The sequence below is a fragment of the Actinoplanes sp. NPDC023714 genome (assembly GCF_040639855.1).
In the GTDB taxonomy this organism is placed as follows: Bacteria; Actinomycetota; Actinomycetes; order Mycobacteriales; family Micromonosporaceae; genus Actinoplanes.
The window spans coordinates 21,509-35,700 of sequence record NZ_JBFAAR010000001.1 but is presented as its reverse complement, the minus strand read 5'-3'; the positions used below and the strand labels follow the sequence as shown (position 1 = coordinate 35,700).

Sequence of the window (14,192 nt, the reverse complement as noted above, 5' to 3'; positions counted from 1 at the left end):
CACAGCAACGGGCCCGCCGAAAGTCACAAGATCGCGGAGGACTCCACGCCAGCACGAGAAGCCGCGCGCCAACCCCCCCGATCTTGTGACCCTCCACAGCAACGGGCCTGCGGGAAGTCACAAGATCGCGGGGACCCGGGGCGCGGGGACGGCGGGAGCGCGGGACCTACGACGGATAGAAGACGCCGATCTCCTCGCGCAGCGCGTCCAGCAGGCCCATCACCTCGAGCGTCGCCGCGTGCGTGATCAGCGGGCTCTCCTGTTCCCCGGCGAGGAAGCAGCGCTGCGCCTCGGCCGCCTCGAACTGGTAGCCGCTGCCCTCGTACGGGAACTCGAACGTCTCCGGCGCCTTGTCCGGCCGGTTCAGCACGAACGAGCGCGGCATGAAGAAGCCCGGCGGCAGATCGATCCGGCCGTCGGTACCGGTGATCGACGCGGCGTTCCGGCTGGCGCCGTTGATGCTGCAGGTGAGGGCCGCGACCGCGCCGGCCTCGTAGCCGAGCAGCACGCCGGTGTTCTCGTCGACGCGCTCCGGCGTCAGGTGAGCCCAGGCGTGCGCGGTGGCCGGGGTGCCGAGCAGCAGGTGCACCAGGTGGATCGGGTAGACGCCGAGGTCGAGCAGCGCGCCGCCGCCGAGCAGCGGGTCGCGGAGCCGGTGTGAGGCGGCGAACGGCCCCTGCAGGCCGAAGTCGGCGTGGATGGCGCTGACCCAGCCGATCGCGCCGTCCTCGACCAGTTCGGCGATCTTGCGGATGGCCGGGTTGCAGCGCATCCACATGGCCTCCATCAGGAACACGCCCTTGGCCCGGGCCGCCTGGACCAGCTGGGCCGCGCCCGCCAGGTCCACCGTGATCGGCTTCTCGACCAGCACCGCCTTGCCGGCTTCCACGCAGAGCATCGCGCCCTCCAGGTGGAAGGCGTGCGGTGTGGCGACGTAGATGATGTCCACGCCGTCGTCGGCCGCCAGTTCCGCGTACGAGCCGTGCGCCCGCGCGAATCCGTGCCGTTCGGCGAACGCCTCCGCCGTGGCCTTCGAGCGCGATCCGACGGCGGCCAGCTCCGCCCCCTCCACCAGGGGCAGGTCGGCGGCGAATGTGCTGGCGATCCCGCCGGGGCCGAGAATGCCCCAGCGCACCTTCTGTCCACTCATGATCGATACCGTATCGCCCTCACCGCCCTCGGTGGCAGGATCGACGGGTGACCGACTCGATGCCCCTCCCGCCCGCGATGCTCGAGCGGGCACGTCAGTTCACCGGCCCGCCCGCGCCGGCCCGTCCGGCGGCCACGGTGGTCCTTCTGCGACCTTCCGGTCCCGCTTTCGATGTGTACGTGTTGAGGCGCGCCACGACGATGGTCTTCGGCGGGGTCTACGCCTTCCCCGGTGGCGCGGTGGACCCGACCGATCGGCCGTCCACCATCCGCTCGGATTGGGCGAACCGGCTCGGCGTCCCCGAGGAGCAGGCGCACGCGGTGGTCGGCGCGGCCGCGCGGGAGCTGTTCGAGGAGACCGGCGTCCTGCTGGCCGGCCCGATCGACGAACCGGACCGGACCGTCACCCCCGCCGCCGCCGTGACCCGCGACGACGTCAACGACCTGCCCGGCGACGACGTCGACGACCTGCCCGGCGACGACGTCGACGACCCGGCCGGCGACGACGTCGACGACCCGGCCGACGACGGGTGGGAGGCCGACCGTGCCGCCGTGCAGCGACGTGAGCTCACGATGACCGATCTGCTGGCACGCCGGGGCCTGCGCCTCCGCGACGACCTGCTGCTGCCCTGGTCGCGCTGGATCACCCCGGAGTTCGAGCCTCGGCGCTTCGACACCTGGTTCTTCGTGGCCCTGCTGCCGGAGTCGCAGAACACCCGGGACGTCTCCGGCGAGGCCGACGAGACGGCCTGGGTATCCCCCGCCGAGACGGCGGACCTCCCCATGCTCCCGCCGACCAGGCACACGCTGAACCAGCTCGCAGCGCACAGCACGATCGCCGACGTGGTGGCCGCCTCCGCCCACCGCGACGCGGCGAACCCGGTCCAGCCCCGTCTGACCGTCAACCCTGAAGGCCAGGCCCGATTCGAACTCCCGTAACCATCGCCCTCACGCTCCGCCGACCCGTGACCACGCGATTCCACGGGTTTCCGTTTCCGGTAAGGGCGTAGCCACGCAACGCGTTTTGCCCAGCGGAGCGAAGCGGAGCCAGCCGGCTCGGCACGCCGGGGCCGGCGGCGGCGTTAGCCGGCGGAAGGGGGCCGCAGGGTCTGTGGGCCGGGGACTCCGTTGATGCGGTCGGGGGCGGCCGCTGATCTTCGTACGCAAAAGCACCGGCCCGGAAAATCCCGGACCGGTGCCGACGCGTGAGAGATCAGCCGAAGCGGCCGGTGATGTAGTCCTCGGTCTTCTTCTGGCTCGGGTTCGAGAAGATCTTCTGGGTGTCGTCGTACTCGATGAGGCGGCCGGGGTCGCCCGTCTTGTCGATCGAGAAGAAGCCGGTCTTGTCGCTGACGCGGGCCGCCTGCTGCATGTTGTGGGTCACGATGATGATCGTGAAGCGGTCCTTCAGCTTGAACATCAGGTCCTCGATCGCCAGCGTGGAGATCGGGTCGAGGGCGGAGCAGGGCTCGTCCATGAGGACGACCTGCGGCTCGACGGCGATCGTGCGGGCGATGCAGAGTCGCTGCTGCTGACCGCCGGAGAGGCCGGCGCCGGGACGGTCGAGGCGGTCCTTGACCTCGTCCCAGAGGTTCGCGGAACGCAGTGACTTCTCGGCGGCCTCGTCGAGGACGGCCTTCTTCTTGACGCCGTTCAGCTTGAGGCCGGCGACCGCGTTCTCGTAGATCGACATGGTCGGGAACGGGTTCGGCCGCTGGAAGACCATGCCGATCATGCGACGGACGGCCGTCACGTCGACGTCCGCGTCGTAGATGTTCTGGTCGTCGATGGTGAGCCGGCCCTCGATGCGGGCTCCCGGCAGCACCTCGTGCATGCGGTTGATCGACCGGAGGAAGGTCGACTTGCCGCAGCCGGACGGGCCGATCAGGGCGGTGATGGTCTTCGGCTCGACGGTCATCGAGACGCCGTCGATAGCCTTGAACGAGCCGTAGTAGGAGGAGACGTTGCTCGCCTCGATGCGCTTGGCCATTGATGACACCTCTTAACGGGACAGCTTGTTGCGACGGGCGAGCAGCTTGGCGGCGATGGTGAGGATCAGCACCAGCGCCACCAGGGTGAGCGCGGCTGTCCAGGCGCGGGCCGGCGCGTACCGGGAGGCGTCGCCCGCCTGCTGGTACACGAAGAGCGCCAGTGACTGCTGGTTGCCCGCGAACGGGTCGAAGTTGATCGCTGCGGCGCCACCGGCGACCAGCAGGACCGGGGCGGTCTCACCGGCGGCACGGGCGATGGCCAGCATGACACCGGTGACGATGCCGGGGAGGGCGGTCGGGAGGACGACCTTGAGGATCGTCTTCCACTGCGGGACGCCGAGCGCGTACGAACCCTCGCGCAGCGGACCCGGCACGAGGCGCAGCATCTCCTCGGTCGACCGGACGATCGTCGGCAGCATCAGCACGGTCAGCGCCAGCGAGGCGGCGAAGCCGGAGAAGCGCGGGTTGCCGTCGTTGAACCACGGGCTGACGATGAGCACCCAGAAGGACAGGATGAACAGACCCGCGACGATCGACGGGATACCGGTCATGACGTCCACGAAGAAGCGGACCGTGTTGGCGAACCGGCCCCGGCCGTACTCGACCAGGTAGATCGCGCCGAGCACGCCGAGCGGCACGGCGATCAGGGTGGCGATGCCGACCTGCTCCAGGGTGCCGATGATGGCGTGGTACGCGCCCCCCTCCGGGTCCCGGGCGCTGATGTTGTTCATCGAGGTGCCGAAGAAGTTGCCGTCGAGACGCTCGGCGCCCTTCGACACCAGCGTCCACACCACCGACGCGAGCGGCAGCACCGCGAGCACGCAGGCCGCGTAGATCAGCGACTTCATGGTGCGGTTCTTCGCGGACCGCTTGCCCTCGACGCGGCTCGCCGCGAAGTAGAGGCCGACCAGGTAGAGGGCGACCGCGATGACGGCGACCAGGACCCAGTTGCCGATGCCGGTGCCGAGCACCACGACGGCGGAGACCAGGATCGCGGCGGCCGCGACACCGAGGTTGACGCCGAGCGGCAGCTGCTTCGTCCGGATGTTGTCCGGCGTCATCACGACGCCGGCGGCTTCACGCTCAAGAAGGCTCATGCGGCACTGTCCCGGAACTCGCGGCGGCGGTAGATGATCGCGCGCGCCGTCATGTTGACCACCAGCGTGATCGCGAAGAGCACCAGACCGGAGGCGATGAGAGCGCCGCGGCCGGTGGCGTTGGCCTCGCCGAAGGTGTTCGCGATGTTGGCGGCGATGGAGTTGCCGCCGTTCTGGATCAGGTTGAACGAGATGTTGAACGTGATGCCGAGGGTCAGCGCCAGGGCGATGGTCTCACCGAGCGCGCGGCCGAGACCGAGCATCACCGCGGCGATGACACCGGGCTTTCCGTACGGCAGGACCGCCGTGCGGATCATCTCCCACCGGGTGGCGCCGAGCGCGAGCGCCGCCTCCTCGTTCATGCCCGGCGTCTGCTGGAAGACCTCGCGGGAGAGCGAGGTGACGATCGGCAGCACCATGATCGCCAGCACCAGGCCACCAAGCATGATCGACTGCCCGAACGGGCCCTCGCCACCGAAGATCGGCAGCCAGCCGAAGTATTCGTTCAGCCAGACCGAGAAGTCCCGGACCGGCTGCTGGAGCACGTCACGGCCCCACAGACCGAAGACCACACTGGGCACGGCCGCGAGCAGGTCGATCACGAAGCCCAGCGGCGTGGCCAGCCGCTTGGGCGCGTAGTGCGACAGGAAGAGCGCGATGGCCAGGGCGATCGGCACCGCGATGATCAGCGCGATGATCGAGCTGAGCACGGTGCCGAAGGCGAGCGCGGCGATACCGAAGACCGGCTCGGCGTCGTTCGGGAACCACGTCTTCTCGGTCAGGAAGTTCGCGGTGTTCGCCTGCAGGGCAGGGACCGCTTTCGACACCAGGAAGACCGCGATGGCCACGATGATGACCAGCACCATCGCACCCGCGGCCGTGGACAGGCCACGGAATCCTGTCTCGATCGAGAACCGGGTCTTCTTCGGGAGGGCCGTGCCGCCACCCAGCGGGGGCTCCTGGTAGCTGCTCGGTGACGCGCCGGAGCCGGCGCCCCGGACGTGACCGTTGTCGGTCACGCCCAGGTCGCCGGCGGTGGCGTTGGGCACCGAGCGGGAAGGGTAGTCACCCATCTGCGCGCTCGCTGTCGTCTCGGAGGGATTGACGAATGAGTCAGGAGATCGCGGCGACCGAGGTCTCGACCTTGGCCCGCAGGGTCTCCGGCAGCGGCGCGTAGCCCAGGTCGGCGAGAGCCGTCTGGCCGGCGGTGCTGGAGGTGTACTTCAGGAAGGACTGGATCTCCTTGGCCTTCGGGGAGCCCTTGCTGCAGGCGATCTCGTAGGTCACCAGCACGATCGGGTACGCGCCCGGGGTGGTGGTGGCGTAGTCGAGCTCGAGGGCCAGGTCGCCGTCGGTGCCCTTGACGGTGGCGTTCTCGAAGGTCTTGCCGGCCGACTCGCCGGTCAGCTCGACGAACTCGCCGGCGCCGTTCTTGATCTTCGCCTTCTGCAGGTCGCTGTTCTCGGCGAACGAGAGCTCGACGTAGGAGATGGTGTTCGGGGTGCTCTTGACCTTGGAAGCCACACCGTCCGACTTGGCCGCGCCGGTGCCGCCCGGGGCCTTCCACGCCTTGGCGTTGCTGTACTTCCAGTCGGCCTCGGCGGTCTTGCTCAGGTACTTGGTGAAGTTGTCGGTGGTGCCCGACTCGTCCGAGCGGTGGACCGTCTCGATGGTCGCGTCCGGGAGGGTCGCGCCGGAGTTCTCGGCCGCGATGGCGGCGTCGTTCCACTTGGTGATCGTGCCGGAGAAGATCTTCGCGAGGGTGGCGGACGACAGCTGGAGACCGTCGACGCCCTGCACGTTGTAGACCACGGCAACCGGGCCGATGACCATCGGGAGGTTGAGGGCCTTGCCACCGACGCACTTGGCGTCGGCCTGCGGCTGCTCGTCCTCCTTCAGGGCGGAGTCGGAGCCGGCGAAGTCGGCGGTGCCGGCGATGAACGCCTCGATGCCCGCGCCGGAACCGGTGCCCTGGTAGTCGACCTTCGCGTCGCCACACTGGGTCTGGTACGCCTTGATCCACTCGTCCATGGCGTTCTTCTGGGCGGTGGAGCCCTGTGCCGTCAGGCTGCCGCTGACGCAGCTGCCGGCGGCGGCCGAGGCGCCGCCTTCCGCCGCCGGCGCCTCGTTGTCCGAGCCGCACCCGGTGAGTGCGATCGTCGCAGTCAAAGCAATGCCGGCCACGAAACCGGACCGCTGGAGCTTCACGGTGATCCCTTCGGTTCTCTTCTGCTGCCGGCGTCGCTCACCGGCTCACGTTCGAAAAGCTAAGAGCGCCAAAAGAACGGCTAGTCGGTCGCAAATGAACTGGGGGTGAACAGGTAAACCCCAGAAGGTAGCCATCCCCGGAGCGACAGTTGTCCGTTAAGTGAACCGCGCGCTCTCCATCCGATATATCCGGTATTTCGGGGCGGCCGTGACCTGGGCGAGATTTCCCCGCGTCCGCGCCGTGACCATCCACCTGCGAGAACTACGGGACGCAGGTCACATTTCACGGAGAGTGCCCAATCAAAGGCATCAATTTCGTACGGGGTGAGGCCCGGTCTCCGCCGGAATTCGGCAGCCGCGCTTCGGGCCGGAATCGTCGCCTTCCCGCTTCAGCCGCCCCGTGCTTGGCTGAACGTCAGGGCTGGGCTTGCGCCCGAATTGTCGCTCTCCCGTGCAGCCGCCCGTGCTTGGCTGAACGTCAGGGCTGGGCTTGCGCCCGAATTGTCGCTCTCCCGTACAGCCGCCCGCGCCCGGCTGAACGTCAGGGCTGGCCTTGCGCCCGAATCGTCGCTCTCCCGTACAGCCGCCCGTGCCCGGCTGAACGTCAGGGCTGGCCTTGCGCCCGAATTGTCGCTCTCCCGTACAGCCGCCTTCGGCCGACCGGACGCCGGCGTTGCCCTCGAGCCCGGGATGCCCCCGCGTGGCCGGCTGCAGCGCATGACTGCCCGAACCGGTCGCGTGACAGCCGCGGCCACGGCCACGGCGACCCGGCTGCAGTCCATGGCCGCCGAATCCACCCTCCGGCAGGCCGAGCCTCGCCCGGATGTGGCTCATCACTGCCGGAACCGCAGCGAACGCATGGCCGACCAGGCTGCAGCCCATCGCTCCGACACGCCGAGCGCCACAACAACAAGCTGCAGCCGGCCCAACCGAGCCGCCGCCGGCGAGGACGGGTGATCACCCTTGGGCTGGGCGCCACTGTCGTCTCGACGCCCGATTTGTCGCTCTCCTGTACAGCCACCCGGGACTGGCTGAACGCCAGCGCGGCCCTCGTGCCCGATTTGTCGCTCTCCTGTACAGCCACCCGGGACTGGCTGAACGCCAGTGCCGCCCTCGTGCCCGAATTGTCGCTCTCCGGTACAGCCAGCCGCAGGGGTGGGAGCGGAGCCCGACGACTGGCGACCTCTCAGGGGCGCTGGTAACTGATGTCGGTCTTGTGGACCTGGAAACCCAGCCCGTGGTAGAGCTTCACCGCGCCCTCGTTGGACTCGTCCACATAGAGGTTGGAGACGGTCAGGCCGGCGGCCGCCAGGTGACGAAGACCCGCCACGCTCAAAGCCGCCCCCAGCCCACGGCGGTGGCCGTCCGGGTCGACGCCGAGTACGTAGATCTCGCCGAGCGCCGGATCGGGAGGCGAGGCGGGGTGGACCTTCGTCCAGTGGAAGCCGGCGAGGGAGCCGTCGGAGGCAACGGCCAGGAGGAAGCCGGCCGCGTCGAACCAGGGTTCGTTCTCGCGGGCCCGCAGGTCGTCGAGCGTCCACCTGCCCTGTTCGGGGTGGTGGGCGAAGGCGCGCGCGTTGATGTCGAGCCAGGCCTGCTCGTCCGAGCCGGGCCGGAAGGCGCGGACCGTGATGCCGTCCGGGAACGGGATGTCCGGGAGGGGTTCGAGCAGGGAGCGGCGCATCTGCCAGAGGACGCGGGCGCGGCGGAACCCGTTGCGGGTGGCGAAGGCCGAGGCGCCCGGGTCGTCGCCGTGCGCCCAGAAGGCGAGGGGGCCGGAGCCGGCGGCGGCGAGCAGGGCGGTGCCGTGGCCGGAGCGGCGGAACCGCGGGTGGACCACGAGTTCGCCGGAGCCGTCGGCGAGGACGGCGTAACCGGCGAGACGGTCACCGGCGTAGGAGAGGAGGTGCGAGCCTGCGCCGTGGAGGCGGAGGACGGCATCCTCGGAGAGCGGGTAGACGCCGTCGGCCGCGGAAGCGGCGGCCGCCAGGGCCAGGACGTCGTCCACCTCGGACGCGGACAGCCGGTCCGCGGCGCGGACCGGCTGCACCATCGCCATCCTAAAAAGTGAGAAGAGTCAGACCGGGAGCGAGACGGGCTCGTTGTCCGGCAGCTGGCGGCCGTTCGGCGGGACCACGAACTTGTAGCCCACCTGGCGGACCGTGCCGATCATCGACTCGTACTCGGAGCCGAGCTTGGCACGCAGGCGACGGACGTGCACGTCGACCGTGCGGGTGCCGCCGAAGTAGTCGTAGCCCCAGACCTCGCGGAGGAGCTGGTCGCGGGTGAAGACCCGGCCCGGGTGCTGGGCGAGGAACTTCAGCAGCTCGAACTCCTTGTAGGTGAGGTCGAGCGGGCGGCCCTTGAGCTTCGCCGCGTACGTGTCGGGGTCGATGTTGAGCTCGCCGGCCCGGATCGAGCCGCCGGCGCCGGCCGTCGCGTTCGTGATCCGGCCGACGGAGAGCCGCAGGCGGGCCTCCACCTCGGCCGGGCCCGCGCTGGCCAGGATGACGTCGTCGACACCCCAGTCGGCGTTCAGCGCGATCAGGCCGGCCTCGGTGACGACCGCGATGAGCGGGACGCCGATGCCGGTGGCGTGCAGCATGCGGCACGTCGCACGCGCCTCGGAGAGCTCGGAACGCGCGTCGACCAGAACGGCGTCGGGGCTGGGCCCGGACACCAGGGTGCGCACGTCACGGGGGGCGGTGCGTACTGAGTGGGGCAGAAGGTCCAGGGCGGGCAGCACGGCTGAGGGCTCGCCCGCACGTGCCGTCACCAGCAGAAGGATCTCCACACTCACCTCCGTCCTCGCGGCGCGGAAAGGCCGCTCGGGTGACCCGGTCCTGCGAACTGACCGGAGAGACTGGGGCCCGGCGTCACCGACGGGTGGGTTGCGCTTACCTTAACCGATGCAGCGCTCCGAGCACCTGGGTCGCGTTTGCAAGTGACGTAGAGAACGCCTCCGAGGTGTCTGAACGGCCCATTTCGAAAAGCGAAATTGGGATGGCGGACACAGGTCTGGCACGATCGCTGTCGTGTTCCCCTCCATGCCGCAGGACGATCCCTGGGATGCCGAAGCCTCCCAGCAGGTCGCACGGATGAGCCCGGGCCGGCCCAAGGCCGGCATGTACGGCGCCGTCCCCGACGAGGAGGAGGACGACCGGCCCTCGAGCGAGTCCGACGACGAGTTCGAAGAAATCGAGATCATCCCGGTCCGGCCGAAGCTGAGTGTCGCCATCGCCGGGTTCGCCGCGCTGCTCGCGATCGCCCTGATCCTCGGTTCGGCGACGTCCGGCCCGGACGCCCGGGCCTCGTACGCGATAGTGCTCTTCGGGGTGCAGCTGCTGGGCCTGCTGGCCTGGATCATGGCCCTCCAGCCGCCGGCCGCGCGGATCACGGCGGCGATCGCGGCGGTGACCGCGCTCGCGGCCGACTACCTGGCGGTCACCGACGACACCGCCGAGCTGCTCCCCCTGCTCTACGTGGGCGCGGCCGGGACCGTCGTCGCGCTGATCGGCCAGGTCTTCAAATCCGAGGACCGGCAGAGGATCAGCGACACCTACCGTACGACCGCCATGATCGTGTTCGGCGCGGTCGCGTACTCGGTCCTGATCGTCCTGACCCGGCAGCCGGTCGGCACCCAGGCGATTCTCGTCGCCTGCACCGGCGCCGGCCTCGCCCTGCTCGTCTCCCGGCTGACCGACGCGGTCTTCCCGAAGCCGCGGATCGCGGCCCAGGTGCCGCGCGGCGCGACCGGCATCGTGCTCGGCGCGATGGTCGGCACCCTGGCCTCCGCGATGCTCGGCAGCTATCTGGTCCTGCCGTTCACGCCGGCGAAGGGCGCGGTGGTCGGCCTGGTCGCGGCGGTCGCGGCCATCCTGGTCGACCTCGCGGTGAACTTCGGCGAGGCCGGCCGGCGGCTGGCCGGCGAGGCGCCGACGTTCTGGCTGGCCCGGCACATGCAGGGCCCGCTCGGCGGGTTCGCGCTGGTGGCCGCGACGACGTACGCGATGGCCCACCTGTACCTCACCTGACACGGCAGTTTCACCGAACCCCGGGCCGGGGCATGAAGGAGAACCATGAGGCGGAGACTGCTGACTGTCGTCGTTGTCCTGGTGCTGCTCCTCATCGGCGGCGCCGTCGTGCTGGACCGCGTCGGCAAGTCCTATGCGGAGCGCGAGCTCGCGAACCGCGTCTCCGGCGAGGTCGCCGCGCAGAACGCCACGAGCGGCACGCCCGACGTGACGATCGAGGGCTTCCCGTTCCTCACCCAGGTCGCGTCCGGCGACTACCAGGAAGTGAAGATCGCGCTGCCCGACTTCGCGGCGCCGGACGGCGCCGGCGGGACGGTGCGGATGTCGCTGCTCGACATCAGCGCCCGGGACGTGAACGCGCCCATCGACACCCTCCGCAACGGCGGCGACGTGATCGCGGGGACGGTCGCCGGCGCCGGGACCATCGGATACGCCGAGATCACCGACCTGGTGAACCAGGACGGCCTGAAGCTCGAGGAGAAGGACGGCAGGCTCCTCGCCTCGGTGCAGCTGGAGATCCCCGGGCAGCGGCCGATCGAGGTGACCGGCATCACGAACCTGACCGTCGAGAACGACGCGGTGAAGGTGAAGTTCTCCGAGGTCACGTCGAAGGACCTGCCGGCTTTCCCGTTCCTGCAGGGCATGATCGACGCGCTGTCCTACGATCTGAAGATCCCCGACCTGCCGCTGAACCTGGTGGTCCGCGAGGTCCAGGTCCTCCCGGAGGGCCTGCGGGTCACGGCGGGCGCCGAGAACGTGAACCTGTCAGCGGGCGCTCGATGAGTACCCGGTAATCGTCCGATCCCGGATGGTGGTCGGTGCTGTTCCGCGCCTTGGGCTCGCTGATATGGTCGAGCGCATGAGCCTGTTGCTCACGAAAAGGCGCGCGATCGACCTGTGTCGCGTGGCCGCGTGCCTGTGTCGCCCTGTCAACTGACGGGGCCACTCGGTGCTGAGCACCTCCTCTAGATAGCCCGGGGCACTTCTTCTCTGCCCGGCAGTGGCGCCGTCGCACAAAGCAGCCCGTGATCCGTAGCTCAACCATGGGTCCGCGCGGAGTGCGACCGCATCTCCGTGCGCTGACTCACCCATCACCCACCATCAGGGAGTGAATCGATGAGTCGCGACACCGCACTCGTTTCGGCCGACTGGGCCGAGAAGAACCTGGACACGCCGGGCGTCGTCTTCGTCGAGGTCGACGAGGACACCACCGCGTACGACGGCGGCCACATCCCGGGCGCCATCAAGATCGACTGGAAGAAGGACCTGCAGGACCCGGTCCGCCGCGACTTCGTCAACCAGGAGCAGTTCGGCGCTCTCCTCTCCGAGCGCGGCATCTCCAACGACGACACCGTGATCCTGTACGGCGGCAACAACAACTGGTTCGCCGCCTACGCGTACTGGTACTTCAAGCTCTACGGCCACGGCGACGTGAAGCTGCTCGACGGCGGCCGCAAGAAGTGGGAGCTCGACGCCCGCGTCTACACCAAGGACGTCCCCACCCGCGCCAAGACCACCTACACGGCCAAGGCGCCCGACCTCGAGATCCGCGCGTTCCGCGACGAGGTCGTGCAGGCCATCGGCGTGAAGAACCTGGTCGACGTGCGCAGCCCCGACGAGTTCGCGGGCCGCCTGCTCGCCCCGGCGCACCTGCCGCAGGAGCAGTCGCAGCGGGCCGGCCACATCCCGACCGCGATCAGCGTGCCGTGGAGCAAGGCCGCCAACGAGGACGGCACCTTCAAGTCGGACGAGGAGCTCGCCAAGATCTACGGCGAGGCCGGCCTCGACGGCAGCAAGGACACCATCGCGTACTGCCGCATCGGCGAGCGCTCCTCGCACAGCTGGTTCGTGCTCAAGGAGCTGCTCGGCCACGAGAACGTGAAGAACTACGACGGCTCGTGGACCGAGTACGGCTCGCTCATCGGCGTTCCGATCGCCCTCGGCGACGAACCCGGAAAGGCCTGATCATGACTTCTCCTGCTGCCAACGTCGCGGCCGGCTGCGCCGCCCCCGATCAGTCCGCGCCCCTCCCCAGCAGCGTGGACCTGACCCGGGAGACCGTCATCACCGGCGTCGTGACCAGCGCCGAGGGTGAGCCGGTGGGCGGGGCGTACGTGCGCCTGCTCGACGGCTCCGGCGAGTTCACGGCCGAGGTCGTCTCCTCCCCGGAGGGCGTCTTCCGGTTCTTCGCCGCTCCCGGCTCCTGGACCGTCCGGGCCCTGAGCCGCTTCGGCAACGGCGAACTCGCCGTCGACGCCACGGTCGGCGTCAACGAGGTCGCGATCAACGTGGCCACCGCCTGACCCACGCTCTGTTCGCAGAAGGGGGCGGGAGATCCCGCCCCCTTCTGCTACGAACCGCCGGAAGTGACCACCACCGCGTCCGGAGGCACCTCCGGGCGGCGGCGCGACAGCCGCCGCACACCGGTGTTGAGCACCGCGATCAGCGGGACCGCCACGAGCGCGCCGATGATGCCGGCCAGCACCACGCCGCAGGCGATGCCGATGATCACCGCGAGCGGGTGGATGGCCACGGCCCGGCCCATGATCAGCGGCTGGAGCACGTGCCCCTCCAGCTGCTGCACCAGGATCACCGCGCCGAGCACCAGCAGCGCCACCACCCAGCCCTGGTCGACGAGCGCGACCAGCACGGCCACCGCGCCGGAGACGCTGGCCCCGACGATCGGGATGAACGCGCCGAGGAAGACCAGCGCGGCCAGCGGGAACGGGAACGGCACGTCGAGGATCAGCAGGGCCAGCCCGATGCCGACCGCGTCGATGAAGGCCACGAGCACCGTCGCCCGTACGTAGGCTCCCAGGGTCGCCCAGGAGGCGTCCCCGGCGTCCGCGAGCGACCAGCGCGCGTTCACCGGGAAGAGCCGCACCACGAAGCGGAAGATCTTCCGGCCGTCGCGGAGGAAGAAGAACGTCGCGAACAGCACCAGCACCAGGCCGGTCGCCACTTCAGCGATGGTCGCCGCGGTGGCGATGCCGGTCGAGGTCAGCTGCGTGGTGTTCGAGTTCACCCACTCCTGCGCCGAGTCGATCGCCTGGTCGACCTGGGCGTCGGAGAGGTGCAGCGGCCCGGTCCGCGCCCAGTCCTGGATCTGGCGGACGCCGGCGCTCGCGTTCTCGGTGAGGTTCGGCAGGCCGTCGATGAACTGGTTCACGACGAGCGTCAGCGTGCCGACCACCGCCGCGAGGCCGCCGATCAGCACCAGGAACGTGGCGAACGAGCTCGGCACCCCGAGCCGCAGCAGCCAGCCGACGGCCGGGCCGAGCAGGGCGCTGAGCAGCAGCGCGATGGCGAGCGGTATCACCACGATGCTGACCATGCCGATCAGCCTCAGCAGCGCGAGGCCGACCACGCCGACCACGATGAGCCGCCAGCTCCAGGCCGCCGCGACCCGCAGCGGCTGCGGCACGTCGGCGTCGTCCCGGCTGTTCGTGGAGTGGTGCACGATCTCCGGTTCGGGTGGGCGCGGTGCGAAGTCGGGCTCCGTGGCCGCGTTCTCGTCGCGGGCGGTCCGGACCTGTTCCCGGCCGGAGTCGTACGCCTTCTTCAAGTTCTCCCGGACTCGCTGCAAGCGGTTCAACCGCCTACCCCCTCGGCACTGAGCGCGCTGTGTGATACGCGTTCATCACGGTAGTGCCCTGATGCCCGGATGGCTTGCCCCGCCCGGCGGCGAGGGGGGAGAAGTCACGGGCGTACCG

14 protein-coding genes are annotated in these 14,192 nt (G+C 69.7%); 6 read left to right on the top strand and 8 right to left on the bottom strand.

What is annotated here, in order from left to right; translation table 11 throughout:
- Positions 1-166 precede the first annotated feature (166 nt).
- Complete coding sequence (locus AB0G10_RS00135) at positions 167-1,150, bottom strand: Gfo/Idh/MocA family oxidoreductase (RefSeq protein ID WP_360914110.1); 984 nt, start codon at positions 1,148-1,150, stop codon at positions 167-169.
- A 59-nt stretch (positions 1,151-1,209) separates the two neighbouring features.
- Here AB0G10_RS00135 and AB0G10_RS00130 point away from each other — a divergent pair, with 59 nt between their 5' ends.
- Entirely contained in the window at positions 1,210-2,088 is an 879-nt protein-coding gene (locus AB0G10_RS00130; protein WP_360917902.1) for an NUDIX domain-containing protein, read from the top strand.
- Between the two features lie 274 nt (positions 2,089-2,362).
- On the opposite strand, the gene pstB is transcribed toward AB0G10_RS00130, so the two are convergent.
- From pstB to AB0G10_RS00100, 6 genes are all read right to left on the bottom strand, one after another.
- Positions 2,363-3,139: a phosphate ABC transporter ATP-binding protein PstB gene (gene pstB, locus AB0G10_RS00125; RefSeq protein ID WP_360914107.1), complete on the bottom strand. Its 777-nt coding sequence runs from the start codon at positions 3,137-3,139 to the stop codon at positions 2,363-2,365.
- A 12-nt stretch (positions 3,140-3,151) separates the two neighbouring features.
- A complete protein-coding gene (gene pstA, locus AB0G10_RS00120) occupies positions 3,152-4,237 on the bottom strand; it encodes a phosphate ABC transporter permease PstA (RefSeq protein WP_360914104.1) in 1,086 nt (361 codons plus the stop codon).
- Positions 4,234-5,310 carry a phosphate ABC transporter permease subunit PstC gene (gene pstC, locus AB0G10_RS00115; protein WP_360914101.1) on the bottom strand — a complete coding sequence of 359 codons (1,077 nt, stop codon included), beginning with the start codon at positions 5,308-5,310 and terminating at the stop codon, positions 4,234-4,236. The genes pstA and pstC overlap by 4 nt, the downstream gene beginning before the upstream one ends.
- Positions 5,311-5,350: 40 nt before the next feature.
- Complete coding sequence (pstS, locus tag AB0G10_RS00110) at positions 5,351-6,445, bottom strand: phosphate ABC transporter substrate-binding protein PstS (protein ID WP_360914098.1); 1,095 nt, start codon at positions 6,443-6,445, stop codon at positions 5,351-5,353.
- Positions 6,446-7,631: 1,186 nt separating this feature from the next.
- Positions 7,632-8,504: a mycothiol synthase gene (gene mshD / locus AB0G10_RS00105; protein WP_360914095.1), complete on the bottom strand. Its 873-nt coding sequence runs from the start codon at positions 8,502-8,504 to the stop codon at positions 7,632-7,634.
- A gap of 18 nt (positions 8,505-8,522) precedes the next feature.
- Positions 8,523-9,245 carry a response regulator transcription factor gene (locus AB0G10_RS00100; RefSeq protein ID WP_360914092.1) on the bottom strand — a complete coding sequence of 241 codons (723 nt, stop codon included), beginning with the start codon at positions 9,243-9,245 and terminating at the stop codon, positions 8,523-8,525.
- 235 nt (positions 9,246-9,480) lie between these two features.
- On the opposite strand from AB0G10_RS00100, the gene AB0G10_RS00095 reads away from it, so the two are divergent.
- The 5 genes from AB0G10_RS00095 to AB0G10_RS00075 all read left to right on the top strand — a co-directional run bounded on the left by AB0G10_RS00095 (position 9,481) and on the right by AB0G10_RS00075 (position 12,782).
- Positions 9,481-10,479: a hypothetical protein gene (locus tag AB0G10_RS00095; RefSeq protein WP_360914090.1), complete on the top strand. Its 999-nt coding sequence runs from the start codon at positions 9,481-9,483 to the stop codon at positions 10,477-10,479.
- Positions 10,480-10,524: 45 nt separating this feature from the next.
- The gene (locus AB0G10_RS00090) at positions 10,525-11,262 is read left to right on the top strand and encodes a DUF2993 domain-containing protein (protein WP_360914087.1); all 738 of its coding nucleotides are present in this window, start codon (positions 10,525-10,527) and stop codon (positions 11,260-11,262) included.
- Between the two features lie 25 nt (positions 11,263-11,287).
- Positions 11,288-11,416: an Ms5788A family Cys-rich leader peptide gene (locus tag AB0G10_RS00085; RefSeq protein WP_360914084.1), complete on the top strand. Its 129-nt coding sequence runs from the start codon at positions 11,288-11,290 to the stop codon at positions 11,414-11,416.
- Positions 11,417-11,595: 179 nt separating this feature from the next.
- On the top strand, positions 11,596-12,444 hold the full coding sequence (locus AB0G10_RS00080) for a sulfurtransferase (RefSeq protein WP_360914081.1): 849 nt from the start codon (positions 11,596-11,598) through the stop codon (positions 12,442-12,444).
- Between the two features lie 2 nt (positions 12,445-12,446).
- Positions 12,447-12,782: a DUF1416 domain-containing protein gene (locus tag AB0G10_RS00075; protein WP_360914078.1), complete on the top strand. Its 336-nt coding sequence runs from the start codon at positions 12,447-12,449 to the stop codon at positions 12,780-12,782.
- A 47-nt stretch (positions 12,783-12,829) separates the two neighbouring features.
- Here the strand turns inward: AB0G10_RS00075 and AB0G10_RS00070 are convergent, their stop codons facing one another.
- Complete coding sequence (locus AB0G10_RS00070) at positions 12,830-14,074, bottom strand: AI-2E family transporter (protein WP_360914075.1); 1,245 nt, start codon at positions 14,072-14,074, stop codon at positions 12,830-12,832.
- Between the last annotated feature and the right edge of the window lie 118 nt (positions 14,075-14,192).